Here is a 23,773-nt window from a genome sequence, read left to right on the forward strand (position 1 = left end):
TACTGATGGGAATGCACGAGCGGTTCCGCTTGGACGGCAAGGTCGCGGTCGTCACCGGCGGCGGCAGGGGCATTGGCAAGGGGATCGCCATCGCGTTCGCCGAATGCGGCGCGGACGTTGCCGTCATCGCCCGCCGCCAGGCAGACGTGGACGATGTGGCAAAGGAAATTCAGGCGCTGGGCCGCAAGAGCCTGGCCATCTCGGCCGACGTCATGGACTGGGACGCCATCCCGAAGGTGCTCGACCGGGTCGTCGCCGAACTGGGCGGCCTCGACATCATGGTCAACAACGCCGGCGGCAATCTGGACCGCAAAATGTATCCGCTGCCCGAAATCCCCATGGAAAAGTGGGACGAGCAGATCGCCCTCAACATGAAGACCAAGTTCTGGGGCTCGCAGCAGGCCGCCAAACGCATGCAGGACGGCGGCCGCATCATCAACATCATCTCGGTCGCGGCGCATAATGCGTCGCCCGGTTTCGGCGCCTATTCGTCGGCCAACAACGGCATGATCGCGTTCACCCGCACCATGGCGGTCGAACTTGCTCCCAAGAAGATCACCGTGAACTGCATCGCACCGGGCATCGTGGTCACCGACATGTTCAAGGAAACCCTGAACATCACCAACGACCAGGCCCTGAAAATGGCCGCCGAGGCGACGCCGCTGGGCCGTACCGGGTATCCCGAAGACGTGGCCGCGGCGGCCTGCTTCTTCGCATCGCCTGCCGCCGAGTGGACGACGGGCCAGTTCCTGGACGTCGCGGGAGGACGCTGATGAGTGTATCGCTGAAAGGCAGGACTGCCATCGTTACCGGCGCCGCTGTCGGCATCGGTAACGCCTATGCCCGGGCCATGGCCCGGGAAGGCTGCAATGTCGCGGTTATCGACCTGCGGGCCGAGATCGCCGATCTGGCGGGCGAACTGGAGAAGCACGGCGTCAAGGCATATGCCGTGCAGGGCGACGTGTCGCAACCCGCGACCGTGCGCAAGTTCGTGGACGACGTGATCGCCAAATTCGGCGGCGTGGACATTCTGATCAACAATGCGGGCCAGTGCTCGGTCAGCCTGGTCGAGGACGACCTCGACAAGTCGCTGGCCGATTACGAGAGCATGGTCGGCACGAATCTGCGCGGCGAGTATCTGATGGGCCGCGCCGTCATTGCGCAGTTGCTGAAACAGGGCCGGGGCGGCGAGATCGTCAATATCGGCACCGACCACGGTGTCACTTGCGGCTCGCCCAACGAGATTTGCCCGCATCTGTCGACCTGTCCGTGGGGCGATTCGCCGCGTCCGACCGGTGGCGGCACGGTCATGGACATCTATGACGCCAGCAAATACGGCACCTATGCGCTGACCTTTGCCTGGTCCAAGGCCCTGAAGCCGCAGAACATCCGCGTCAACTGCATGTGCATGGGTGCGACCGATTCCTGGATGATCCGCAACTTTTATGGCGACCGCGCCACGCCAGAAGAAGTCGCGACCTGGATGACCGCCGAGAATTCGGCGCAGGTCGTCGTAGACATCCTGAAGGAAGGCCCGGGCGGCCGTACCGGCGAGACCATCAATCTGTGCGTCGGCCGGCCCACCGTTCTGGAGCCGGAACGCAAGCCCATCTACGTGACGCCCGAGAGCGTCGGCTACACTACGAGGGAGACTGTCGATGCTTAAGGGAAAGATCGCCATCGTCAGCGGCGCGGCCCAGGGTCTGGGCGAGGCCTTCGCCCGCAGGCTGGCGCAGGAAGGCGCCACCGTCCTCGCCTTCGACGTGCAGGACAGGATCGAGAGCGTGGCGACACGCATCGCCGATGAGACCGGCGCCACTGTCGTCGGCCTGCAGGCCGACGTCTCCAAGCGCGCTGATGTCGAAAAGGTGGTCGCTGCCGCGGCCGAGCTGGGCGGCATCGATATTCTGGTCAACAATGCCGGCACCTGGCGCAGGACACCGGTCGATACGTCCTGGGATCAGGCCGTCGAAGACTTCGACTTCATCATGGACACCAACTTCAAGGGCGTGCTGATGCTGACCCGCGCCTGCGTGCCGCACATGAAGACCCGCGGCTCGGGCGATATCGTCAACATCAGCACCTATTACGTGCTGCCCGCCCGCAGCGACGGCACCAACTCGCCGGATACGGATCTCTACAACGCGTCGAAGTGGGCGCTGAACGGCTTCACCGATGCCTGGTCCAAGGCGCTCGCCGAGTTCAACATCCGTGTCAACGCCCTGTGCATGGGCGCCACCGACACGCCCATGTTGCGCGGCCTGTTCCCGGACAAGCAATTGCCGGCGGACATGGCCAAGGTGGTGATGCAGCCGGCGCAGATCGCCCAGTTGATGATGGACCTGTTCAGCGACGGCCGCACCGGCGAGAACATCGGCGCCTGGGTCGGTTACCCGGTCGAGCTCGGCCCGCGCAAGGAAGCGCACAAGCGCATCTCCGGCGTGGCCTGAGACAAGTCCGGTTCGCCGGCGGGAAGGGGATGTCCCGCCGGCGAACCTCCTTCAAGGCTGACGGGAGAACGCCAATGCCAGCGTCGCTTATCGGGAAGACCGCCATCGTCACGGGCGCGGCCATCGGCATCGGCCGCGCCTATGCCAAGGTCCTGGCGCGGGAAGGCTGCAACGTCGCCGTCATCGATATCATGCCGGAGATCCTGGAGCTGCCGAACGAGTTGGAGCGCCGCGGCACCAAGGCTTTTGCGGTGGTCGGCGACGTCTCCGATCCGAAGGTGGTGCGCCAGTTCGTCGATGACACCAACGCCCGCTTCGGCGGTGTCGACATCCTGATCAACAATGCCGGCAAGTGCTGGGTCAGCTCGTCCCATGACGATCTGGACAAGACCTTGGCCGACTATGACGGCATGGTGGGGACCAATCTGAAGGGCGAGTATCTGATGGGCCGTGCCGTGATACCCGGCATGATCGCGCGCGGTGGCGGCGATATCGTCAATATCGGCACCGACCACGGCGTCACCTGCGGCTCACCGCGCGAATTGTGCCCTCATCTCGATACCTGCCCGTGGGCGGACTCGCCCCGGCCGACCGGCGGCAGCGTCGTCTTCGACGTGTACGATTCCAGCAAATACGCGACTTACGCGCTGACCTATGCCTGGGCCAAGGCGCTGCGCCCACACAATATCCGTGTCAACGGCATGGCCATGGGAGCCACCGACACGTCCATGCTGCGCAATTTCCTGGGCGACGCGGTCACGCCCGAGTTGGCCGCCACATGGATGCGGCCCGAGGATTCCGCCCAGGTGGTCGCCGATATCCTCAAGGAAGGCCCGAATGGCCGTACTGGCGAGATGATCAATCTGTGCCATGGCCGCCTCACGCTGCTGGAGCCCGAGCGTGAGCCGATCTACGTGACGCAGGACAGTATTGGTTATGACCGGCGGCACAGCGCCTGAGTTTGGTCGACTCCCGGTCAGCTAACGTCAACCGGTTTTGATTACTGACTAAATCGGCGGGGATTGTCTCCTGGCGCAGCCACGCGCGTTGACAGGCTCGGGTTGAGCAATACTTGTACAAGGGTCGCCCGCGCCGCCACGCCGATTTTCGGCGGGTCAAGGTGGCTGGCAGAGGTCGTCGCCATGTATATTCCGACCCAAACATCGAATGGGCCGCAGGCAAGCCTGCTGTCGATCGCAACAGCGGTCCCGCCGCATCTGTTGACCCAGGCCGAGGCGGCGCGTGTCGCCCGCGACGTATTCTCGGCGCGGTATCCCGATTTCGGACGTCTCGAGAGGGTTTTCGCCACCGCCGGCATCGCCGCCAGGCATCTGATCCGCCCGGTCGAGTGGTATCTCGAGCCGCGGGGTTGGGACGAGCGGACCGAATCCTATCTCGACGGCGCGTGCGACCTGTTCGTCGACGCGGCGCAAAAGGCGCTGGCAACCGCCAATTGCACCGCCGCCGAGGTGGATACAATCATCAGCATTTCCTCCACCGGCATCGCCACGCCCAGCCTTGACGCGCGTGTGCATTCCCGCCTGGGCTTCCGGCCTGACATCGAGCGGGTGCCGGTTTTCGGGCTGGGCTGCGCGGGCGGCGTCCAGGGTACCGCCATTGCCGGCCGGCTGGCCCGCGCCCGGCCGGGTTCCACGGTGCTGGTGGTGGCGGTGGAGATCTGCTCGGCCGCCTTCCGGCTCGACAAGCTGACCAAGGCCAACATCGTCGCCACCGCGCTGTTCGGCGACGGCGCCGCCGCCGCCGTGGTGCGCACGGGCGGCGCGGGATTCGCCCGGATCGAAGGCGCGGGCGAGCATTTGTGGGCCGACACGCTCGGCATCATGGGCTGGAGTGTCGACGAGGTGGGTCTGGGTGTCATCTTCGACCGTGAGATTCCGCCTTTCGCCCGCGAGAACGTAGGACCGGCCATCGACGGCATCCTGGCGCGCATCGGTGTCGGCCGGGACAGCGTCGGCCGTTTCGTCTGCCATCCGGGCGGCGCCAAGGTGGTGACCGCGCTGGAGCAGACCCTGCATCTGGAGCAGGGAGCTCTCGATCACGAGCGGGCGGTGCTGGCCGATCACGGCAACATGTCGGCGCCCACCGTGCTGTTCGTGCTGGACCGGGTGCTCCGGGAAGGCCTGCCGGAACGAACGGTAATGACCGCGCTCGGCCCCGGCTTTACCTGCGGCTGCCTGTCGCTGGCGAGGGCGGCGTGAGTCTGGCGGTCGGCGTGCTCGTCTTCGTCACGCTGCAGCGGCTGGGCGAGCTGGTGCTGGCCCGCCGCAACACCGCGCGGCTGCTGGCGCAGGGCGCCGTGGAAGTCGCGCCGGGCCACTATCCGTTGATCGTGCTGATGCACGGCGCCTGGCTTGCCGGCCTGTGGTGGCTGGCGCCGGACACGCCGGTGAACCTGGCATGGCTTGCCGTATTCGCCGCGCTCCAGCTGCTGCGTGTGTGGGTTCTCGTCACGCTCGGTCCACGCTGGACCACCCGGATCATCGTGCTTCCCGGCGCGCCTCTCGTACGGCGGGGACCGTACCGCTTCCTCAGCCACCCCAATTATTGCGTCGTCGCTGGCGAGATCATGGTGCTGCCGCTGGTGTTCGGGCTGGGCTGGTATGGGGTGGTCTTCACCTTGCTCAATGCCGCCGTGCTGACAATCCGCATCCGCGCCGAAAACCGGGCGCTTGCCCGGTGACCCCACCGCGCGCCGACGATAGCCGACCCGTCCCGCTGACGGTGTGGGCAGGCTTTGCGGCCATGTGCCTGGGCATGTTCATGGCGATCCTCGACGTGCAGGTGGTGGTGACGTCGATGCCCGCCATCCAGAGCGCGCTCGCCATCCCGCCCGATCTCGTGAGCTGGATCCAGACCGCCTATCTCATCGCCGAGATCATCGCCATTCCGCTGACCGGGCTGCTGACCCGGGTGCTGACCATGCGGGGACTGTTTTTCGCCGCCATCTTGGTGTTCAGCGCCGCATCGCTCGGATGTGCGCTCAGCGAGAGCTTCGCGACCCTGATCGCCTGGCGGGTGGTGCAGGGATTCGCCGGCGGCGTGTTGATCCCGCTGGTGTTCGCGGCGGTATTCCTGCTGTTTCCGTACCGGCTGCAGGGGATCGCCACCACCATTGCCGGCGTGCTCGCCGTGCTGGCGCCTACCGTGGGACCGCTGGTCGGCGGCTGGGTAACCGAAACCTGGTCGTGGCACTGGCTATTCCTGATCAATATCGCGCCGGGACTCGTGGCCGGGGCGGCGGTCATGGCCTTCCTGCCGCGCGAGCGGCCCGATCCCGGCCATTTGCGAACCATCGACATGCTCGCCCTCGTCCTGATGGCCCTGGCGCTCGCGGCGCTCGAGATCGGGCTCAAGGAAGCACCTGGCCGGGGCTGGACCTCTGGTCTCGTGCTGGCGTTGCTGGCGCTCAGCCTGGCAAGCGGCGTCGGCTTCGTGCGGCGGACATTGGCGCGCTCGCGGCCCATCGTCGAGTTGCGGGCCTTCGCCGACAGGGCCTTCGCCGTCGGTTGCTGCCTCAGCTTCCTGCTCGGCGTGGGCCTTTTCGGCTCGGTCTATCTGATGCCCGTCTTCCTTGGGTTCGTCCGGGGTTACGGTCCGTTCGAAATCGGCCAGGTCATGCTGGTCACCGGCCTCGCCCAGCTGGCGACAGCGCCCATCGTGGTGCTGCTCGAGCGGCGCTACGATGCGCGCTGGCTGACGGCCTGCGGCTTCGCGCTGTTCGGAGCCGGACTCGCCATGAGCTATTTCCAGACGCCGCGATCCGGCTTCGACGACATGCTGTGGCCGCAGATCGTGCGCGGCTCGGCGATCATGCTCTGCCTGCTGCCGCCCACGCGGCTGGCGCTGGGCCATATCCCGCCCGAGAGGGTGGCGGATGCCAGCGGCCTGTTCAACCTGATGCGCAATCTGGGCGGCGCCATCGGCATCGCGCTGATCGATACCGTTGTCTATGGCCGTGCCGAGGGGCATGGCCATCATTTGGCGGCAGAGCTGATGGCCGGCAGCCGCGAGGCGGCGGCGTTCGTCGGCCTGCCGCTGAAATTCTTCAAGGGCGTGCCGCTCGAGAACGTGGAGGCCTCGGTGATTGGGTTCGCCCGGCCGCTGGTCGAGAAAGCCGGCATGGTTCTTGCCATCAATGAAGCCTGGCTCCTGCTGACCGGCTTCATGGCGCTGGGATTGCTGGTGCTGCCGCTGGTGTCCTCGTCGGCCTACCGCCGTCCGGCCCCGCGATCTGCCTGAGGAAATCCGCAGGGCAGCCACCGAATTCTGCACAATTGCCTTTGTCCGGCGGCGGGCGTAGTTTCCCGCCCGATGGTGCCCGAAAGGGCTTCAAAGGGAACACGGAAGAGCACGTATCGCTCCGGCCGTGGCTGTCCCCGCAACTGTAAGCGGCGAGTTCCGATACGAAGAGCCACTGGGATCCGTCCTGGGAAGGTGTATCGGGGCGACGACCCGCGAGCCAGGAGACCTGCCATCGCGTCGTCCTTCCAGCTACCGGGGTAGTGGATGGTGCGGATTTCCGCTGTGGCGACACCTGTGAATGGGTTGGACGCCGCGGATGGGACGATACATGCCCTCGCAACAAATGACCGGCAGCGCGCTCGCGCGGCGGCATTGCGTGCGTCCAGCCTCCAACCAAGTGGCTGCGAGGAAACCAATGCCCCACAACCGGACCAACCGATCCAAGTCTGTTCTTCTTGTCTCCACCGCACTGGCTGGCCTTGCCGCGGCACCGGCTCTTGCGGCCGATGGCGTGCTGCCCGGCGACACGATCTTCGTGACCGCCTCGCGCGCGCCGGCCGAGGCCTACACCATCGGTAACGCCATCTCGGTGCTGACGGCCGAGGATATCGAGCAGCGTCAGAACCCGGTCATCTCCGACCTGCTGCGCAGCGTGCCCGGCATCGCCGTCAGCCGCTCGGGCGGCCCCGGCCAGCTTACCCAGGTCCGCATGCGCGGGGCCGAAGGCAACCACACGCTGGTGCTGGTCGACGGCGTCGAGGCCAACGAGCTGAACTTCAACGGCGAGTTCGATTTCGCCTCGCTCATGGCTGTCGGCATCGAGCGTATCGAGGTGCTGCGCGGTGCCCAGAGCGCGCTCTATGGCTCGGATGCACTGGGCGGCGTCATCAATATCATCACCAAGGGCGGCATGCCCGGATTCAGCGCCGAGGCAGCGATCGAGGGCGGATCGTTCGCCGAACGGCAGGCGACGATGCTGCTGCGCGGTGGCTCTGAGCGGTTGAACGGGGCCTTCTCGGCTGGCTATTACGGTACCGACGGCACCAACCTTTCCCGCTATGGAAGCGAGAAGGACGGCGCCCGGGTCTTCAGCTTCAGCGGCAAGGGCATGGCCCAGGTCACCGACAATTTCCGCATCGATGCCGTTGGCCGCTACGTGACCAGCAAGAACGACACCGACGCCCAGGATTTCAACTGGCCGCCGACGCCGACCGAGGGCCTCGTCATCGATACGCTGGACCAGCAGAAGAACCAGCTGTTCTATGGCCGCGTCCAGGGCGAATTGTCGCTTTTCGAGGACCATTGGGTGCACCAGGCGTCGGTGCAATATTCCGACACCAGGCGCGAATATATCAATCCCAGCGACGACCTGACCGGCAACCACGGTTCGCGGCTGAAGTTCGAATACCAGAACACGGTGAACTTCCAGACGCCGTCGTTTCTCGATGCCGACCATCATGTGACGGTGGCGTTCGAGCGCGAGGAGCAGGATTTCGAGAATCATGGCGCGGTGCCCGACGCCCTCGAGAACCAGAAGCGTTCCGAACCCCAGAACAGCTATATCGCCGAGTACCGGGTCGGGCTCGCGGACCAGCTGTTTCTGTCGGCCGGCATTCGCCACGACGACAACCGCATGTTCAGGAATGCCACCACCTACCGGCTCGCGGCTGCCTGGCAGCACAAGCAGACCGGCACGCGGCTCCATGCCAGCCACGGCACGGCGGTCACCAATCCGGGGTTCTTCGAGCTGTTCGGCTATTATCCGGACTTCTTTATCGGCAATCCCGCCCTCAAGCCGGAGGAGTCGCGCAGCTTCGACGTGGGCATCGAACAGAAATTCCTTGGCGACAGGCTGACGCTGGATGTCACCTATTTCCATGCCAACCTGGAAAACGAGATCGTCACCGTATTTGCCGGATTCTCGACCACCGTGGAAAACCTGGTGGGAAAGAGCCGGCGCAACGGCGTCGAGGTCATGCTCTCGGCGCAGCTTACGGACAACCTGTCCATCGGTGGCAGCTATACCTATACCGACTCACGCCAGCCGGGCGGCGCGCCGGAGGTGCGGCGGCCCCGGCACATGGGCAATTTCAACGCCAATTACGGGTTCGCGGCCGGGCGCGGCAACGTCAACCTGGACGTGTCGTACAACGGCAGGCAGCTGGACAACGAGTTCGCGAGTTCGACGCCGGAATCGATCGTCACCCTCAACGACTATGTGCTGGTCACCCTGGCGGCCAGCTACAAGCTTACCGACAGCCTCGAGATCTACGGCCGGATCGAGAATCTGGTCGACCAGCACTATGAGGAAGTGTTCTCCTACCGGTCGCCCGGCATCGGCGCCTTTGGCGGCCTGCGGCTGAAACTGGGAGATTGACGTCATGAAGGCGGCGGGCTGGTACGGCATCCTGTTCGGCCTGCTCGCCGTCCTTTCCACCGCGTCCGCCGACGCGGCGCCGCGGCGTATCGTGTCCATGGGCCTGTGCACCGACCAGCTCGTCATGTTGCTTGCCGATCCGAACACCATCCTGTCGGTTCACTGGGTTACCCAGGATGTGGAGGATTCCGCCATGTGGCGGCAGGCGGCGCGCTATACGCCCAATCACGGCCTGGCGGAAGAAGTGCTGCGGCTGCGGCCCGACATGGTATTCGCCGACGGCAGCAACTCGCCGCTTGCCGTCACCATGCTGCAACGCCAGGGCATCAGCGTGTATACCGTCCCGGTCGCCGACAGCTTCGCCGGAGTCCGCGCCAACATCCGCGAGATCGCTACCGCGCTGGACGATCCGGCGCGGGGCGAGGCGTTGATCGGCTCCTTCGATGCTGCGCTGGCGAAAACAAGAGGATCGCTTGCCGACCTGCGCTACCGGTCGCTGGTCTACGGCGCCAACGGCTTCTCGGCCGGCATACCCAGCCTGTTCAACGATGTCCTCGCCCATCTCGGCCTGGTCAACATTGCTGCCCGGCCGGGCCAGTCGGGCTGGGTGAGCATGAGTGTCGAGGAGGTGCTGCGCGCCGAACCTCAATTGCTGATCCTGGGCGAGTACCGCATGGACGCGCCGTCCATGGCCAATCTGGTGCTGGAGCACCCGGCGCTCGACACGCTGCGGCGCGACCGGCCGGTGGTCAGTGTCCCCACGGCTTTGTGGAACTGCGGCACGCCCTATCTGGCGCAGGCCGCGCAGACCTTGCGCGACCAGGTTCGGCCGCTGGCGATGTCCCGATGAAGCCGGCCGGAAATGCCCGAATTGTGGCGGTCTGCGCCGGTCTTGCCGTGCTGGTGGCCGGGCTGTTCGCGCTGTCCATCTTCGTCGGCCGCGGCGGCGAATGGCTGCCCGCGACCCGCAATCTTGATCCGGGCGTGACCGAAATCATCCTCTATCAGGTGCGCTTGCCGCGCGCGCTGCTGGGCCTGCTGACGGGTGCGGTACTCGGTCTCTGCGGCGCCGCCCTCCAGGGCCTGCTGCGCAATCCGCTGGCTGAACCCGGTCTGGTGGGCGCCTCCAGCGGCGCGGCGCTGGGCGCGGTCGTCGTGTTCTATTTCGGCCTCTTCGGCGGTGCGCTGGCGGTGCCCGTGGGCGGTTTCGTCGGCGCCATGGTGGCGCTGGCACTGCTTTATGCGCTGGCCGGGCGCGGCGTGGACGTGATGACCCTGATCCTTGCCGGCGTGGCGGTGAACGCGTTCGCCGGCGCGCTGACCTCGCTCGCTCTCAATCTTGCACCCAGCCCGTGGGCGGCGCTGGAGATCGTGTTCTGGATGCTGGGATCTCTGGCCGACCGCAGCATGAGCCATGTGGTCTTCGCCGCACCCTTCGCCGTTGCCGGGATGGCGCTGGTACTGACATCGGGCAGGGCGCTTGACGCCCTCAGCCTGGGTCAGGACACCGCCCGCAGCCTGGGATTCAGCCCGCGCGCCGCCACCGTGAAGGTGATCCTGGGTACCGGCCTCGCGGTCGGCGCCATGGTCTCGGTCACCGGCATGATCGGCTTCGTCGGCCTGGTGGTGCCGCACCTGCTGCGGCCCGTGATCGGCCATCATCCCAGCCGGCTGCTGCTGCCCAGCGCGCTGGCGGGCGCGGCGGTGCTGCTGGCCGCCGACATCCTCGTACGCCTGCCCGTCCGCGGGCCCGAGCTGAAGCTGGGTGTCGTAACGGCGCTGATCGGCGCGCCGTTCTTCCTGCACCTGATCCTCAAGACCCGGCGGCGCGGGCCATGACGACGATCCGCACCATCGACATGACCGTTTCCTTCGGCGCGCTGCCCGCCGTCGCGGGAGTCACCTTCGAGGCCGGACCGGGTGCGCTCGTCGGCCTGATCGGCCCCAACGGCGCCGGCAAGACCAGCCTGATCCGCGCACTCGCCGATCTGGTGCCGTTCGGCGGCACCGTCGAGGTGGACGGCACGCCGGTCCGCCGCATCAGCCGCCGCGCCTTCGCCCGCACCGTCGCCTATCTGGCGCAAAGCCAGCCGGTGCACTGGCCGTTCAGCGTCCGCGATCTTGTGGCGCTGGGACGTCTGCCGCACCGCGCCGCGTTCCAGGCCCTTTCACAAGCCGACCGGGCTGCCATCGACAAGGCGTTGTCGCTGGCGGCGATGACCGGCTTCGCGTCGCGGCTGGTCGATACATTGTCGGGCGGCGAACGGGCCCGCGCGCTGTTGGCGCGGGCGCTGGCGGTGAAGGCGCCGGTCCTGCTGGTTGACGAGCCCATCGCCGCGCTGGATCCCTATCACCAGATCGAGATCATGGAGGTGTTGCGCGCCTATGCCGAGGCGGGCGCGCTGGTCGTCGCCGTGCTGCACGACCTGACCCTGGCCGAGCGGTTCTGCCACCGGCTGCTGCTGATGCGGGAAGGCCGGTTGCTGGCCGACGGGCCGCCTGCCGAGGTGCTGGTCGACGAGAACGTCCGGGCCGCCTACCGCGTGGCGGTGATCCACCACATCCATGACGGCCAGCGGGTTACTGTGCCGTGGGAGCGCGTCGGCGATCTCTGATCATTGCCGGCGCTGACCGTTTCGGGCGGCTCACCTTGTCTGTATAAAGATTTACCTCGTTCCCGACCGGGCAGCCGCATGCGTATCCTGCACGTCTTCGACCATTCCATTCCCCTGCACAGCGGTTACACCTTCCGCAGCCTGGCGATTCTGCGGCAGCAGCGGGCGCTGGGCTGGGAGACGGCGCATGTGACTGGTCCCAAACAGGGCACCGATCGGGATTTCCAGGAGACTGTCGACGGCTTTGAATTTTACCGGTCCGGACAGCCACCCGCCTTCACGCGCTCGCTGCCGCTGGTCAAGGACCAGGCCATCGTGGGCGTGCTGGCGCGGCGGCTCGAGGCCGTGGCCCGGCAGGTGACCCCCGAAATCATCCACGCCCATTCGCCGGTGCTGAATGCCCGCGCGGCGCTATCGGTGGGAAAAAAGCTCGGCATACCCGTGGTCTACGAGATCCGGGCATTCTGGGAAGATGCCGCTGCTGCCCACGGCACGTTCCGGGCCAATGGCATCCGTTACCGCATCGCGCGGCATCTCGAAACCGATGCGGTGCTGGCGGCGGACGCGGTTGCCACCATTTGCGAGGGCCTGCGCCAGGACATCCTTGAGCGCGGCGTGCCCGAGGAAAACGTCATTGTCATCCCCAATGCCGTCGACCCGGACGAATTCGCCCACCCGGAAGCGGCAGATGCCGCGCTGAAATCCCGGCTCGGGCTGGATGACGCGGTGGTGCTGGGCTTCATCGGCTCGTTCTACGGCTATGAAGGCCTCGACCTGCTGCTCGAGGCCATGCCGTTCATCCTGGCGCGCACCCCGCGGGTAAAGCTGCTGCTGGTCGGCGGCGGACCGGAAGAGGTGGCGCTGAAGGCGCAGGCCGAACGGCTGTCGCTGGGCGATGCCGTGATCTTCGCCGGCCGGGTGCCGCATCAGGAGGTGGAGCGGTATTATGCGCTGGTCGACGGCTTCATCTATCCGCGCCATCCCATGCGGCTGACCGAGCTGGTGACCCCGCTGAAGCCGCTGGAGGCCATGGCGCAGCGCAAGCCGGTGCTGGCCTCGGACATTGGCGGCCACCGCGAACTGATCGCCCACAACGTCACCGGTCTGCTGTTTCCGGCCGGAAGCCCGGACGCCATCGCCGCGGCGGTGAACGGCTGGATCGCCGATCCGGCACGGTCGGCGCGCCTGCTCGACGAGGCCTATCGCTACGTCACCGAGGATCGGACCTGGGCCAACAGTGTCGCCCGTTACCGCCCCGTTTACGAGCGGCTCGCCAAGAAACGGCTTGGCCGCTGACTCCAAGTCACCGCATAATCCGGTCGCTGACAAAACGGGCTGATAAAACGGGCTGACATGGGCCCCGCGACCACGAGGGCATGGTGCCGCTTCCGCTGCTTCGCCAACTGAAAACGGGCGCCTGGATGACCCGCGAGCGCGTATTGGGTTACGCGGTGTTGCTGGTCGTCATCAATGTCCTGGTGCTGGGTTTCTTCGCCATTGGCACGCACGGCCTGATCGTGCCGCTCGACAAGATGCCGACCACGGATTTTGCCAGCTTCTATGCCGCGGGAAGCCTTGCGGCCGACGGGACGCCGCACCTCGCCTATGACCAGGCAGCGCATCTGGCCGCCGAGCGGCGCGCCACCTTCCCCGACGTGGATTACCTGTATTTCTACTATCCGCCGGTGTTTCTGCTGGTGTGCGTCGTGCTGGGGTTTCTGCCCTACCTGCCGGCGTTCTATGTCTTCCAGTTCGCCACCCTCGCGCCCTTTCTGCTGGTTGCGCGCAAGACGCTGGGCGAAACCGGCTGGGCCGGCTGGGTGCTCGCGCTGGCGAGCCCGGCCGCATACTGGGCGTTTGGACTGGGCCAGAACTCGTTCCTGACAGCGGCGCTCTTCGGCGGGGCGCTGCTGCTGGTCGACCGGCGGCCTGTCCTTGCGGGCCTGTTGTTCGGGCTGGTCTGCTACAAGCCCCATTTCGGCCTGCTGATCCCGGTGGCGCTGGCAGCCGGCGGCAACTGGCGCGCCTTTGCCGGCGCGACTTTCTCGCTGCTGGCGGTCGCCGCGCTGTCCCTGGGGATATTCGGGTACCAGACCTGGCACGATTACATCGCACTGGCGACCGGCGCGCATGGCAGTTACGAGGATGGCATCATCGACCTCGCCGCGTTCGTCACGCCATTTGGCGGGGCGCGGCTTGTCGGCATTCCCGTGCCACTTGCCTATGCCTTGCAGGGTTTGATGACCGTGGCCGCGGCGGTCGCGGTCGGCTTCGTCTGGTGGAAGCGCCTCAGCCTGCCGGTGCGCGCCGCCGTACTGGCGTCGGCGGCGCTGGTCGCCGTGCCGGTCGCACTGATGTACGACATGGTGCTCAGCACCCTTGCCATCTTCTGGCTGGTCCGCGCCGCCCGGTCCGCCGGCGGGTTCATGCCGTGGGAAAAATCCATTCTCGCCCTCGTCTTCATCACGCCCGCCTTGTCGCGTGTGGTGGGGATCGAAACCGGTATCCCCATGGGGCCGCTTGCCCAGATTGCGCTGCTCGGCGTGGCGATGGCGCGGGCATGGCTCGAACTGGCGGGACGGGGCGGATCGGCGCGGGGTCACGTTCCAGCCCATGGCGGAACCTCATGATGAAGGAAGCCGCTGCCAGGTGGCCGGGCGTGTTGACGCCCATTTGTGCGCCGGCCTGCGGAAGTCCATGAACGAGCAATCCTGCTGCGGCAATTGTTGCGTGCTTCGCAGACGCGCCGGTCGTTGTCGGGCGTCTTCGTCGCGATGATTGCCAATATTCTCAAATTGTTTTGGGAGGATGGCGCGGATCGGTCACCGACGGGCCTTTACGCGCTCGGGACGCGGCTCGTGGGCGCGCTCGCCATATTTCTCGGCGGCGCGCTGGCCCTTGCCTTGTTCGACCCGGCGCGCATCGGTGTCTTCCTGTCCGTGACCGCCCTGTCGGCTTTCGCGGTCGTGGGCGATCTGGGGCTTACCTATTCGCTTCTCCTCGCGGCCTCGTCCCGGCCGCCGGAACAGGCGGGATCGGTCGGCCGCGCGGCATTGGCCGCTGCCTTGCCCACCGTGCCGGTTACCAGCGCGGTGCTGTTCCTCGGCGGGGCGGCGCTGCTGCTCAAGGGTAATGCCGATGCGGGGCGCTGGCTTTGGCCGTGGATCGCGTTCTGTGCCATATCGGGCATCCAGCTCGTGCTGACGCTGGCGCTCGCCTATGTGGAAGGCACCGGGCGGCGTCATGCCGTGTGGCGGGCCAATTTCTGGATCGAAATCGCCGCCAGCACCGTGTTCGTCGGGTTGATCGCGTTCCAGCAGGAGTTGTGGGCGATCGCCGCCGCCGTGTCGGTCCGGTCGGTGCTGTTGGCGCTGATCCTGTTCTTTCGCTTCGAGTTTCCCGCCCTTGCGGGTCCAGGTTCCCTGTTCGCTCTTTGGCGCGAGGAACTGTGGCCGATGCAATGGAAAAGCCTGCTCAACAGCCTGGCCGTCCTGTTGACGACGCGGTTGCTGACGCCGATTTTGCTGGCGGTTCAAGGAGCGGCCGCTGCGGGCCAGATCGGCCTGGTGCTCGTGCTGACCTATCTGATGGCGGCGACAGCCTCGGTGCTGCCGCTGAGCCAGACCGCATTATATGCGAGCCTTTACTATCAGGGCCGGAGCGGCGAACTCAAACAGGCTTTCCGGCGCACCTTCACCATCGGCACCGCGCTGGCGGTGCTGTTCTTCGCCGGCGCCGGCATCGCCTGCAGCGTCATCCGGGAATACAGCCCGTATATGGCCGCGCGTTTGCCGCAGATTCCGGTGATCTGGCTGGTGCTGGCGATCACGCCGATCAGCTACGTCACCAACTGCTTTGCCATTGCCATCAGGTCGCAGCGCGCGGATCCCGGCGTGATTCCCAATTTGCTGCTGACGGTGCCGTCGATGGTGATCATCTGGTTCGCCGCCCGTCATAGCGCCCTGGCGTTCTCCGTCACCTATCTGGTCACCACCACGACGGTCGCGGTGATGTACGGCTATCTGTTCTGGCGGTTTGTCCGCCACATGCCGCGCACGGGTTAGACAGCGTCCCCGCCGCCGGAACCGGCAGCCGGGTGCCGGCCGGTCACCGTTTGGGTTTCACCAGGGCACGGATGCTCGGCGTGATCGGGCTGGCGAGCAGAAATCTTGCCGCGACTGCGCAAAGCTGGGCGATAACCCACCACCATACCAACTCGCGCACCAGCCAGAACCCGGCAATGGCCACCATGCGGATCAGCAGGGACACATCAAGGGCGGCCAGCAAGTGAACCAGTTGGGTGCGCAGCCCGTCGCTCCACATGAGGAACAGGATCGCCCAGACGGCAGCGTTGAACACGCGCCGCAGCTTGTCATCGCCGGCTTCGCGCCCCATGGCCATCAGGCCAGGCAGCGTGAACAGGAGGAATATGCCGCGATAGCCCACATTCTGTACCACGAAGAAACACGCCACCATGAGGATGCTGCCGACTGCGAGGAACACATGCTCGCTGGGCGCTAGGCTTTTCATGCCGTCGGCAAAGGCCGGATTGCGCATGGTGTGCGCGACCGTCGCGATCAGCGATATTGCCAGCAGCACATAGATCAGGGCCGCCGCGATCCTCAGCAGCAGCATCGCGCTGTCTGAGCCGGCGAACACCGTCTCACTGACCAGGTCGGCCGCCAGCAGAATGTTTTTCGCGCCGAATATATCCGGCGTCAGGCCGGCCGGAATGAAGCGTGCGCCCCGCCAGATTTCGTCGTGATACGTCAGGAAGAACGCCAGCACGAGAATGGCCGATACAAGCGCGATGGCCACGAAGACCCGCAACCTCTCGCGTGCCGCCATGACCACGAGGACGATCGGATAATATTTCAGCGCGGCGCCGGCCAGGAACAGCGCGTAGCCCGCGCCCCGCCATATGGGCCGCCCGAGCAACAGCCAGGCCGCTGCGGCACAAAGCGTGAAAAGCGAGATGTCGATGTTCGCCCGCTCGACGCCGAACACCACCATGGTGGAGGTGCACGCCAAAGCCATCGTCGCTGCATTGCTCGCCGACCGCGCCGCGGGCAGGGCGAAAAGTGTGAGCACGAACGCCAGGCCCATGAACCAGCCCACGATGGCCGTATCGGCCGCGTCCAGCGGTATCCAGGACAGCGATATCCAGATGGGCGGATAGTTGGTGGGGCGGAGCAGAGGGTCGCAATAGGTGGTCTCGATGACATCGAGACCAAGCCGCGTGCATTCCCAGGCGGCAAGCGGCTGGGCGATATCGAGAAACGGTGTCTTGAACGGGAGAATGCCGTAATTCGACAGGATCGACGCGTATAGCGTCTGGTGCCCGGCCATGTAGAGCCAGGTCATGACAAGAAAGAGCGCCATGGCCGCAAGCGGCGGGGCGATCCGGTAAATCAACGGCCTGCGAAACACTATCTGGCAACCATCAGGTCTCGGGCCCACGTCCTGAACCTCGTTCCGGTGTCCGTAAACCACACAAACACGGCGATCAAGGCTGCGAATCGGGCCATAACCGCCCACCACAGAAGTTCCCGGAGTGTCCAGAACACGATGTCGAGGATGATGCCGGCGCTCCCGCCAATGGCGAGGAAAGCGATCATTCTTTCAAGGTGGCGGAACAGGTCGCCCCACAGGAGAAGCATGACGCCAATCAACAAGGCGCGGCTTTGCCCGCCCCGCACAAGCGTTACCAATCCCGGCAGGGCCGCGAGCAGGAAGATCGCCCGGTAGCTGGCATTCTGCGCGGCAATGAAGCAGCCGAGCACGATAACCATGCCGCCGATCATGAAAATTGCTTCGCGGGCCGGCACGAGCGGCCAGCGCCGGGCGTCGGCTGCGGCCGAACGGCTGGCGATCCACGCGGCGGCTGCGACGAGCACGGCCATGGTCAACCATCCCGTCGCCGGCAGCGGCGCCCTGAGCGCGGCGGACTCCGTGTGTCCGACCATCTGGCTCACAAGCAGCGGCAGGTTGCGGGCGCCGAACACGTCGTAGAGCGGTGGCCAGGCGGGCGCCAGTTGCACGGCCTCCCGGACTTTGTCGCCGGACCCAAGCAACACGAGGCCAAGCGCGGCGAGTGCGGCGGCGGCGGTGGCCACCGCGATCCAGAAACGTTCGCGGACCACGAGGCCCAGCAGCGTCACGGGATAGAACTTCACCGCGGCCGCGACCAGGAAGGCGCCATAGCCGAGCGCTCGGGCGGCGCCGCGCCCGGACAGGTGCCACAGTCCAAGGATCGTGATCACGAACACGATGACGTCCACATTGGCGCGTTCGACGGCAAAGGCCGCGGCCGTCGAAAGAACGGCGGCGCAGCGCAGGCCAAGCTCGCCCCATAATTGCGCCGGAGGCAGGAGGCAGAGTGATGCGAGGAAGGCCGCCATCACGGCCATGCCAACCACCACCGTGTCTTCCGGGCCTATCGGCAGAAGGGCGGCCTTCAGGAGAGTGGGCGAGTAACTGTAGTAGCCGCCGCCCATGCAGGCGTTCGGCACAAAGACGTCGGCGCCCTGACGCCAGCAATCCATTGCCAGCAGCACCGCCTCGCTGTCGATGAACAGCCGGTCGCCAGGCTGAATGCCCCACCATTGGAGAATGGACTGATACGGCGCCCCGAGCCACGCGATGAGCGCCATGACGCCGAAAGCGGCCAAGCCGATCAGGCTCGGGCCGCACCGGGCAACAAGGCTGTTGGCGGGGAAGTCGGGCGCCGTCATCGGCATGGATGTCCGCGCATGCCGGTCATGACCTGCAGAACAGGCCGATCTGTGCGGCGATATACTCGATCTGTGCCTCGCCCAGGCCCGGATAGACGCCGACCCAGAAGGTGTCGTTCATCACCTGGTCGCTGGCGGACAGGTCGCCGGCCACGCGGAAGTCGCGCCCGGCCATGTAGGGCTGGCGGGTCAAATTGCCGCCGAACAGGTTGCGGGTGCCGATGCGCGCCGCATTGAGGTGGGCCACCAGCCCGTCGCGGGTGACGCGCCTGCCGGCCCGCACGGTGATCGGAAAACCGAACCAGGACGGCTCGGAACGGGGTGTCGCCTCGGGCAGGATCAGCACATCCTGCAGCGGCTCGAGCGCCTGCCGCAGCCGGGCGAAATTGCGGCGCCGGTCGGCGACGAAACCGTCCAGCCGGTCCAGCTGGGCAAGGCCCACCGCCGCCTGCAGATCGGTCATCTTCAGATTGTAGCCCAGATTGCTGTAGATATATTTGTGGTCGTAGCCTGCCGGCAGGCTGCCCAGTTGCCAGCCGAAGCGCTGCTTGCAGGTGTTGTCGGCGCCCGGCGCGCACCAGCAGTCGCGGCCCCAGTCACGGATCGATTCCAGCGCCCGCTTCATGTGGCTGCTGTTGGTGAACACCGCGCCGCCTTCGCCGGTGGTGATGTGATGGGCGGGGTAGAAACTCAGCGTGCCCGCATCGCCGAAGCCGCCCACCGGCTTGCCGTCATAGGTCGCGCCGAACGCGTCGCAGCAATCCTCGATCACCTTGAGATCGTATTTCGCGGCCAGCGCCATGACCGTGCCCAGGTCGAACGGATTGCCCAGCGTGTGCGCCGCCACGATGGCGCGGGTGCGCGGCGTGATCGCCGCCTCGATCCTGTCGGGCCGGATGTTGTAGGTGGGGATGTCCACGTCGACGAACACCGGCACCAGCCCGTTCTGCAGGATCGGGTTCACCGTGGTGGGGAAACCGGTGGCGCAGGTGATCACCTCGTCGCCCGGCCGCAGCGCGTCCTTGCCGATCATGCTGCTGGTCAGCGCGGTCACGGCCAGCAAATTGGCCGACGATCCCGAATTGCAGCTCAGGGCATAGCGCGCGCCCAGCGCCGCGCACAGGCCGGCCTCGAAGGCGTCGTTGAACCGGCCCGTGGTCAGCCAGAAGTCGAGCGCCGCGTCGACCAGCGTGGTCATCTCCGGCGCGCCATAGACCTTGCCCGACACCGGCACGGGCGACCGCGCCGGGTCGAAACCGGCGGGGGCATGGGCCACCTCGGCATAGCGGGCCACCAGGCGCAGGATCTCGTCCCGCAACGCCTCGGCCTCGGTCCTGTCTTCGGGCCGGGCGCTCATTGGGCGGCCTTCATGGCCAGGCCGCCATGGCGCTCGATCTGTCCGCGGCTGACCGCGCGCATGTCGTCGCCCCGCTGGCAGGCCCGGAACCAGGCGACGGTCTCCGTCAGGGCATCCGCCAGCGGCAGGGCCGGCGTCCAGCCCAGTTCACGCCGCGCCTTGTCCGAGGACAGGCGCAGCATGTGCGCCTCGTGCGGCGCATCCGGCTGCGGCGCGACCTGGATCTTTGCGCCGTCGCCCCACAGGTCGCACAGCATGCCCGCCACTTCCCGGACCGTGACCTCGCTTGCCGCATCGGGGCCGAAGTTCCAGGTTGCCGGTGCCGTGGGACGGGTCCGCGCCAGGTGCTCGGCGGCCAGCAGATAGCCGCGCAGCGGATCGAGCACGTGCTGCCATGGCCGGACGGCGCCGGGGTTGCGCAGCACCGGTTCCTGCCCGGCAAGCAGGCCGCGCATGATATCGGCGGCCAGCCGGTCCACCGCCCAGTCGCCGCCGCCGAGCACGTTGCCCGCGCGGACTGTCGCAACGGCGCAGCCACGGGCGGCCAGGAACGAGTGGGCATAGGCGGCCGTCACCAGTTCGGCGGCGCCCTTGCTGCTGCTGTAGGGATCGCGCCCGCCCATGGGGTCGCCCTCGCCATAGGGCAGCCGGCCCGTGTCCTCGGCATAGCATTTGTCGCTGGTCACCACGACCGCGACGGTCACGCTGGGGGTGCGCCGCACCGCCTCCAGCAGGTTCACCGTGCCCATGACATTGGTGGCGTAGGTGCCGACCGGATCGGCATAGGACGCCCGCACCAGCGGCTGCGCCGCCAGGTGGAACACGATGTCGGGGCGGAACGCCGCCATGACGCGCTGCAATGCGTCCGGATCGCGCACGTCGCCCACATGATGTTCGGCGATCTCGCCGATCCGGCACAGCGCGAACAGGCTGGGGTCGGTGTCGGGCGGCAATGCATAGCCGGCAACCTCGGCGCCCAGCCGATCCAGCCACAGGCTCAGCCATCCGCCCTTGAAGCCGGTATGGCCGGTGACCAGCACCCGCTTGCCGCGCCAGAACGACGGCTGCGGAAACGCGCTCACGGCGTCTTGCGCCATGTGTGCCACGGCGCCGCGCCGCTGTCCCACAGCTGCTCCAGGTGGCGCAGGTCGCGCAGCGTGTCCATGGGCTGCCAGAAGCCGGCGTGCCGCCAGGCCATCAGGTCGCCCTGGCGCGCCAGCGCCTCCATGGGCTCGTGCTCCCAATAGGTGCCGTCGCCCGGGATCAGGTCCAGCACGCCGGGCGACAGCACGAAATAGCCGCCGTTGATCAGGCCGCCTTCGCCGCTGGGTTTTTCCTCGAAGCGCTCGACCCGGTCGCCCTTGATGTTCAGCGCGCCGAAGCGGGCGATCGGCGTCACCGCCGCGACGGTCGCCTGCTTGCCGTGATTGCGGTGGAAGGCGATCTCGCGGGCGATGTCGATATCGGCGACCGCGTCGCCATAGGTCATGCAGAACAGTTCGTCATCGCCCAGATAGGACCGGACACGGCGCAACCGGCCGCCGGTCTGCGTGTCCAGGCCGGTATCGACCAGCGTGATCCGCCAGTCCTCGGCCTCGTTCCGGTGCACGGTCAGGCCCGAGCGCAGGTCGATGGTCACATCGCTTTCGCGCAGCGCATAATTGAAGAAGTATTCCTTGATCAGCGCGCCCTTGTAGCCCAGGCAGATGATGAAATCGCGCACACCGGCCTGTTCGTAGATCTTCATGATGTGCCACAGGATCGGCCTGCCGCCGATCTCGATCATGGGCTTGGGCCTGGCGTCGGTCTCCTCGCTGAGCCGCGAGCCGCGCCCGCCGGCCAGGATCACGGCCTTGATGGTGCCAGATTGTGCCTCAGCCATGAAACGGCAGCCCGCCCGTCGATAGTGGAATAACCTTGCCTCTGTCGCAAACCTACGGCAATTCGGGATGCACGGCCAGTAGGCGGGGAGCCTGGATTTCGTGTATCGGCATGGAAACGCGCCGGGTGCCAGCATTCAGCAATGGGCAGCGAGAGGCATATCATGCGGGAGCGAATTGCAGGCAATTGCATCTGTTGCGGCTCCAGCCGGCTTCAAAGGTCGCCGGCCATCCTGATGCCGTTTGTCGCGCACCGGGTTTTCGGCTGGGTGCCGGTGGAGATCGACGACAGCTGGGGGCTGCGCACGATCCCCAACGGCCATGCATATTCGATCTGCAATTCGCTTTGCTGTGAAGAGTGCGGGATGCTGTTCCTCGACATCCGCTTCACCGACACCGAGATGGAGGCGCTCTATCGCGGCTACCGGCAGGAGGAGTACACCGCGCTACGCGAGCATTACGAACCTGGCTACCGCGCGCGCAATGACGCGCTCAACGCGGGTGACGCCCACATTCCCCATGTCGAGGCGTTCCTGTCTCCATTTCTCGCCAATCGCCTTCGCGTGCTGGACTGGGGCGGCGACACCGGCATCAACACGCCCTTCAGGGACAGGGCGGAGCTGTTCCACGTCCATGACATCAGCGCGAAGGCCGTGGTTGCGGGGGCGACGAGCGTGGACCTGGAAACCGCGCGCTTGATCGGCTACGACCTGATCGTCTGCAGCAATGTGCTGGAGCACATTCCCTGGCCTCTGGACCTTCTCGCCCAGATCACCGCCTGCATGGGCGACGCGACAATCCTCTACATCGAGGTGCCGCACGAGGAGTTGGTCAGGCTCCACGGCGGGCAGGGCGATCTCTGTACGAGGAAGCGGCACTGGCATGAGCACATCAATTTCTTTGGCAGGAAATCGCTGATGAGGATGCTCGAAGTGGCAGGCTTGGAGATTCTCAGGCTTGAAGAACTGGCTGATGACGTAGATCATATTATGCCGTGCCAGTTAATGGTGGCATGCAGGCTCTCGGCTGTAGACTCTAAATCTTGAATCGTATCCATAGTGGAGTCCTCGAAAACACTCGCGCTCTCTAGGGGTAAATGAATATTTGAGAGGGTGCATAGCCCAAAAAGGCTCAAACATGTCGGCTATTCGACAGGCGCTGACTTTACTATCGCTCGCCGGTCCGCGGCATTTCCTCAAAGTTGGAACTGGATTGCTGCGCATGCACTGGCGTTATTTCGTCTTTGGGCGCGGCCGGGGGCTTGCAGGAATGTTGCCCCTTGCCACACCGTAAAAAACCAAAGTGCGGTAGTTTTTATGTCAGAAATACCGCCGTACGCAGTGGTGTGGCTCAGACCTTAATAATAATTGCTTGAGCGGTCGTCATCGTCAGTATGCGTTCAGGCTTATCAGAAAAAAACTCGTCAACGGCCTCCCGTGCGCCGGGACACGATGCGTATCCATAATCATCCAAGACTATTATGCCGCCCGAGACTAGACGCGGATAGATAAAATGTAATAAATCCGAAGTGATTTGGTATAAATCTAGATCAATGTGGGCAAAGCAAAAATTATTACTGTCTACTTTCTCGAATGTTTTAGGAATCCAGCCTTTAATGAAACGTATGGACGGATCGTTTCCAAGGAAGGAGCGTACCGATTCAAGCGACGTATCGGAAAAGTCACCGGCCTTATGTCGATCATTGTCCGAGACGTGTTTCATGCCCTCGAATGAATCCAATAGAAATAATCTCCGCCCCGGCTGCAGACCCAGTTGCAGCAAGCGCGCAGTGCCGCCCTTGAAAACGCCTGCCTCTATGACGTCGCCTGGAACGTTCAGAGATTGAGCAAGAAGTTGGTGAAGTGTCCAGCAGCTCTGCACGGAAACCAAGGTATGATTCGAAACATGCGCGTACAATTCTTGAAATTCATGATTCAGCCAAGGCGAGTAATGGGGTTTGTATAATTCAGATTGTGGAATATTTCTGACAATCAGCCATTTGTATAATAATCCCCATAGTATAGGGGGAACAAGCTGCTTGGCTATGGATACCCATGGAAGGCGGCTCGTGTCTATGGTCTCAAGCGGCTTCATCAA

General features: G+C 65.4%; 21 protein-coding genes and 1 riboswitch. Of the genes, 15 read left to right on the forward strand and 6 right to left on the reverse strand.

Annotated features, from left to right (window positions below; all coding sequences use genetic code 11):
• Positions 1–5: 5 nt before the first annotated feature.
• The 14 genes from WJU21_RS13005 to WJU21_RS13070 all read left to right on the forward strand — a co-directional run bounded on the left by WJU21_RS13005 (position 6) and on the right by WJU21_RS13070 (position 15,769).
• The gene (locus WJU21_RS13005) at positions 6–773 is read left to right on the forward strand and encodes a glucose 1-dehydrogenase (protein WP_346323871.1); all 768 of its coding nucleotides are present in this window, start codon (positions 6–8) and stop codon (positions 771–773) included.
• Positions 773–1,666 (forward strand): SDR family oxidoreductase, encoded by an 894-nt coding sequence (locus tag WJU21_RS13010; protein WP_346323872.1) that lies wholly within the window; start codon positions 773–775, stop codon positions 1,664–1,666. Before WJU21_RS13005 ends, WJU21_RS13010 begins: the two co-directional genes overlap by 1 nt.
• The gene (locus WJU21_RS13015) at positions 1,659–2,450 is read left to right on the forward strand and encodes an SDR family oxidoreductase (RefSeq protein ID WP_346323873.1); all 792 of its coding nucleotides are present in this window, start codon (positions 1,659–1,661) and stop codon (positions 2,448–2,450) included. Before WJU21_RS13010 ends, WJU21_RS13015 begins: the two co-directional genes overlap by 8 nt.
• 74 nt (positions 2,451–2,524) lie before the next feature.
• A complete protein-coding gene (locus tag WJU21_RS13020; RefSeq protein WP_346323874.1) occupies positions 2,525–3,409 on the forward strand; it encodes an SDR family oxidoreductase in 885 nt (294 codons plus the stop codon).
• A gap of 183 nt (positions 3,410–3,592) precedes the next feature.
• Positions 3,593–4,669: a type III polyketide synthase gene (locus WJU21_RS13025; protein WP_346323875.1), complete on the forward strand. Its 1,077-nt coding sequence runs from the start codon at positions 3,593–3,595 to the stop codon at positions 4,667–4,669.
• Positions 4,666–5,151: an isoprenylcysteine carboxylmethyltransferase family protein gene (locus WJU21_RS13030; protein WP_346323876.1), complete on the forward strand. Its 486-nt coding sequence runs from the start codon at positions 4,666–4,668 to the stop codon at positions 5,149–5,151. Before WJU21_RS13025 ends, WJU21_RS13030 begins: the two co-directional genes overlap by 4 nt.
• A 62-nt stretch (positions 5,152–5,213) precedes the next feature.
• Positions 5,214–6,710, forward strand: a complete 1,497-nt coding sequence (locus tag WJU21_RS13035) for an MDR family MFS transporter (protein ID WP_346324064.1) — start codon at positions 5,214–5,216, stop codon at positions 6,708–6,710.
• Positions 6,711–6,766: 56 nt separating this feature from the next.
• Positions 6,767–6,962, forward strand: a riboswitch (cobalamin riboswitch).
• Positions 6,963–7,128: 166 nt separating this feature from the next.
• Entirely contained in the window at positions 7,129–9,090 is a 1,962-nt protein-coding gene (locus WJU21_RS13040; protein WP_346323877.1) for a TonB-dependent receptor, read from the forward strand.
• A 4-nt stretch (positions 9,091–9,094) separates the two neighbouring features.
• A complete protein-coding gene (locus WJU21_RS13045; RefSeq protein WP_346323878.1) occupies positions 9,095–9,940 on the forward strand; it encodes an ABC transporter substrate-binding protein in 846 nt (281 codons plus the stop codon).
• Entirely contained in the window at positions 9,937–10,929 is a 993-nt protein-coding gene (locus WJU21_RS13050) for an iron ABC transporter permease (protein WP_346323879.1), read from the forward strand. Before WJU21_RS13045 ends, WJU21_RS13050 begins: the two co-directional genes overlap by 4 nt.
• Entirely contained in the window at positions 10,926–11,705 is a 780-nt protein-coding gene (locus tag WJU21_RS13055; RefSeq protein ID WP_346323880.1) for an ABC transporter ATP-binding protein, read from the forward strand. The genes WJU21_RS13050 and WJU21_RS13055 overlap by 4 nt, the downstream gene beginning before the upstream one ends.
• Before the next feature lie 78 nt (positions 11,706–11,783).
• Positions 11,784–13,001, forward strand: coding sequence for a TIGR04063 family PEP-CTERM/XrtA system glycosyltransferase (locus WJU21_RS13060; RefSeq protein ID WP_346323881.1), 1,218 nt, complete (start codon positions 11,784–11,786; stop codon positions 12,999–13,001).
• A gap of 125 nt (positions 13,002–13,126) precedes the next feature.
• Positions 13,127–14,335, forward strand: a complete 1,209-nt coding sequence (locus WJU21_RS13065; RefSeq protein WP_346323882.1) for a glycosyltransferase family 87 protein — start codon at positions 13,127–13,129, stop codon at positions 14,333–14,335.
• 228 nt (positions 14,336–14,563) lie between these two features.
• Complete coding sequence (locus WJU21_RS13070) at positions 14,564–15,769, forward strand: hypothetical protein (RefSeq protein WP_346323883.1); 1,206 nt, start codon at positions 14,564–14,566, stop codon at positions 15,767–15,769.
• A gap of 43 nt (positions 15,770–15,812) precedes the next feature.
• Here the strand turns inward: WJU21_RS13070 and WJU21_RS13075 are convergent, their stop codons facing one another.
• The 5 genes from WJU21_RS13075 to rfbF are packed head-to-tail and all read right to left on the reverse strand — an operon-like array spanning position 15,813 to position 21,654.
• Positions 15,813–17,087, reverse strand: a complete 1,275-nt coding sequence (locus WJU21_RS13075; protein WP_346323884.1) for a hypothetical protein — start codon at positions 17,085–17,087, stop codon at positions 15,813–15,815.
• Positions 17,088–17,134: 47 nt separating this feature from the next.
• Positions 17,135–18,439, reverse strand: coding sequence for a hypothetical protein (locus WJU21_RS13080; protein ID WP_346323885.1), 1,305 nt, complete (start codon positions 18,437–18,439; stop codon positions 17,135–17,137).
• A 25-nt stretch (positions 18,440–18,464) separates the two neighbouring features.
• Positions 18,465–19,796 carry a lipopolysaccharide biosynthesis protein RfbH gene (gene rfbH, locus WJU21_RS13085; protein ID WP_346323886.1) on the reverse strand — a complete coding sequence of 444 codons (1,332 nt, stop codon included), beginning with the start codon at positions 19,794–19,796 and terminating at the stop codon, positions 18,465–18,467.
• Positions 19,793–20,878, reverse strand: coding sequence for a CDP-glucose 4,6-dehydratase (gene rfbG / locus WJU21_RS13090; RefSeq protein WP_346323887.1), 1,086 nt, complete (start codon positions 20,876–20,878; stop codon positions 19,793–19,795). Before rfbG ends, rfbH begins: the two co-directional genes overlap by 4 nt.
• Positions 20,875–21,654, reverse strand: coding sequence for a glucose-1-phosphate cytidylyltransferase (gene rfbF / locus WJU21_RS13095; protein WP_346324065.1), 780 nt, complete (start codon positions 21,652–21,654; stop codon positions 20,875–20,877). Before rfbF ends, rfbG begins: the two co-directional genes overlap by 4 nt.
• Positions 21,655–21,912: 258 nt before the next feature.
• Between rfbF and WJU21_RS13100 the strand changes: the two genes are divergently transcribed.
• The gene (locus tag WJU21_RS13100; RefSeq protein WP_346323888.1) at positions 21,913–22,722 is read left to right on the forward strand and encodes a class I SAM-dependent methyltransferase; all 810 of its coding nucleotides are present in this window, start codon (positions 21,913–21,915) and stop codon (positions 22,720–22,722) included.
• Between the two features lie 304 nt (positions 22,723–23,026).
• Here the strand turns inward: WJU21_RS13100 and WJU21_RS13105 are convergent, their stop codons facing one another.
• Positions 23,027–23,770 (reverse strand): TylF/MycF/NovP-related O-methyltransferase, encoded by a 744-nt coding sequence (locus WJU21_RS13105; protein ID WP_346323889.1) that lies wholly within the window; start codon positions 23,768–23,770, stop codon positions 23,027–23,029.
• Positions 23,771–23,773 lie beyond the last annotated feature (3 nt).

It is taken from the genome of Emcibacter sp. SYSU 3D8 (genome assembly GCF_039655875.1).
Classification (GTDB): Bacteria; Pseudomonadota; Alphaproteobacteria; order SMXS01; family SMXS01; genus RI-34.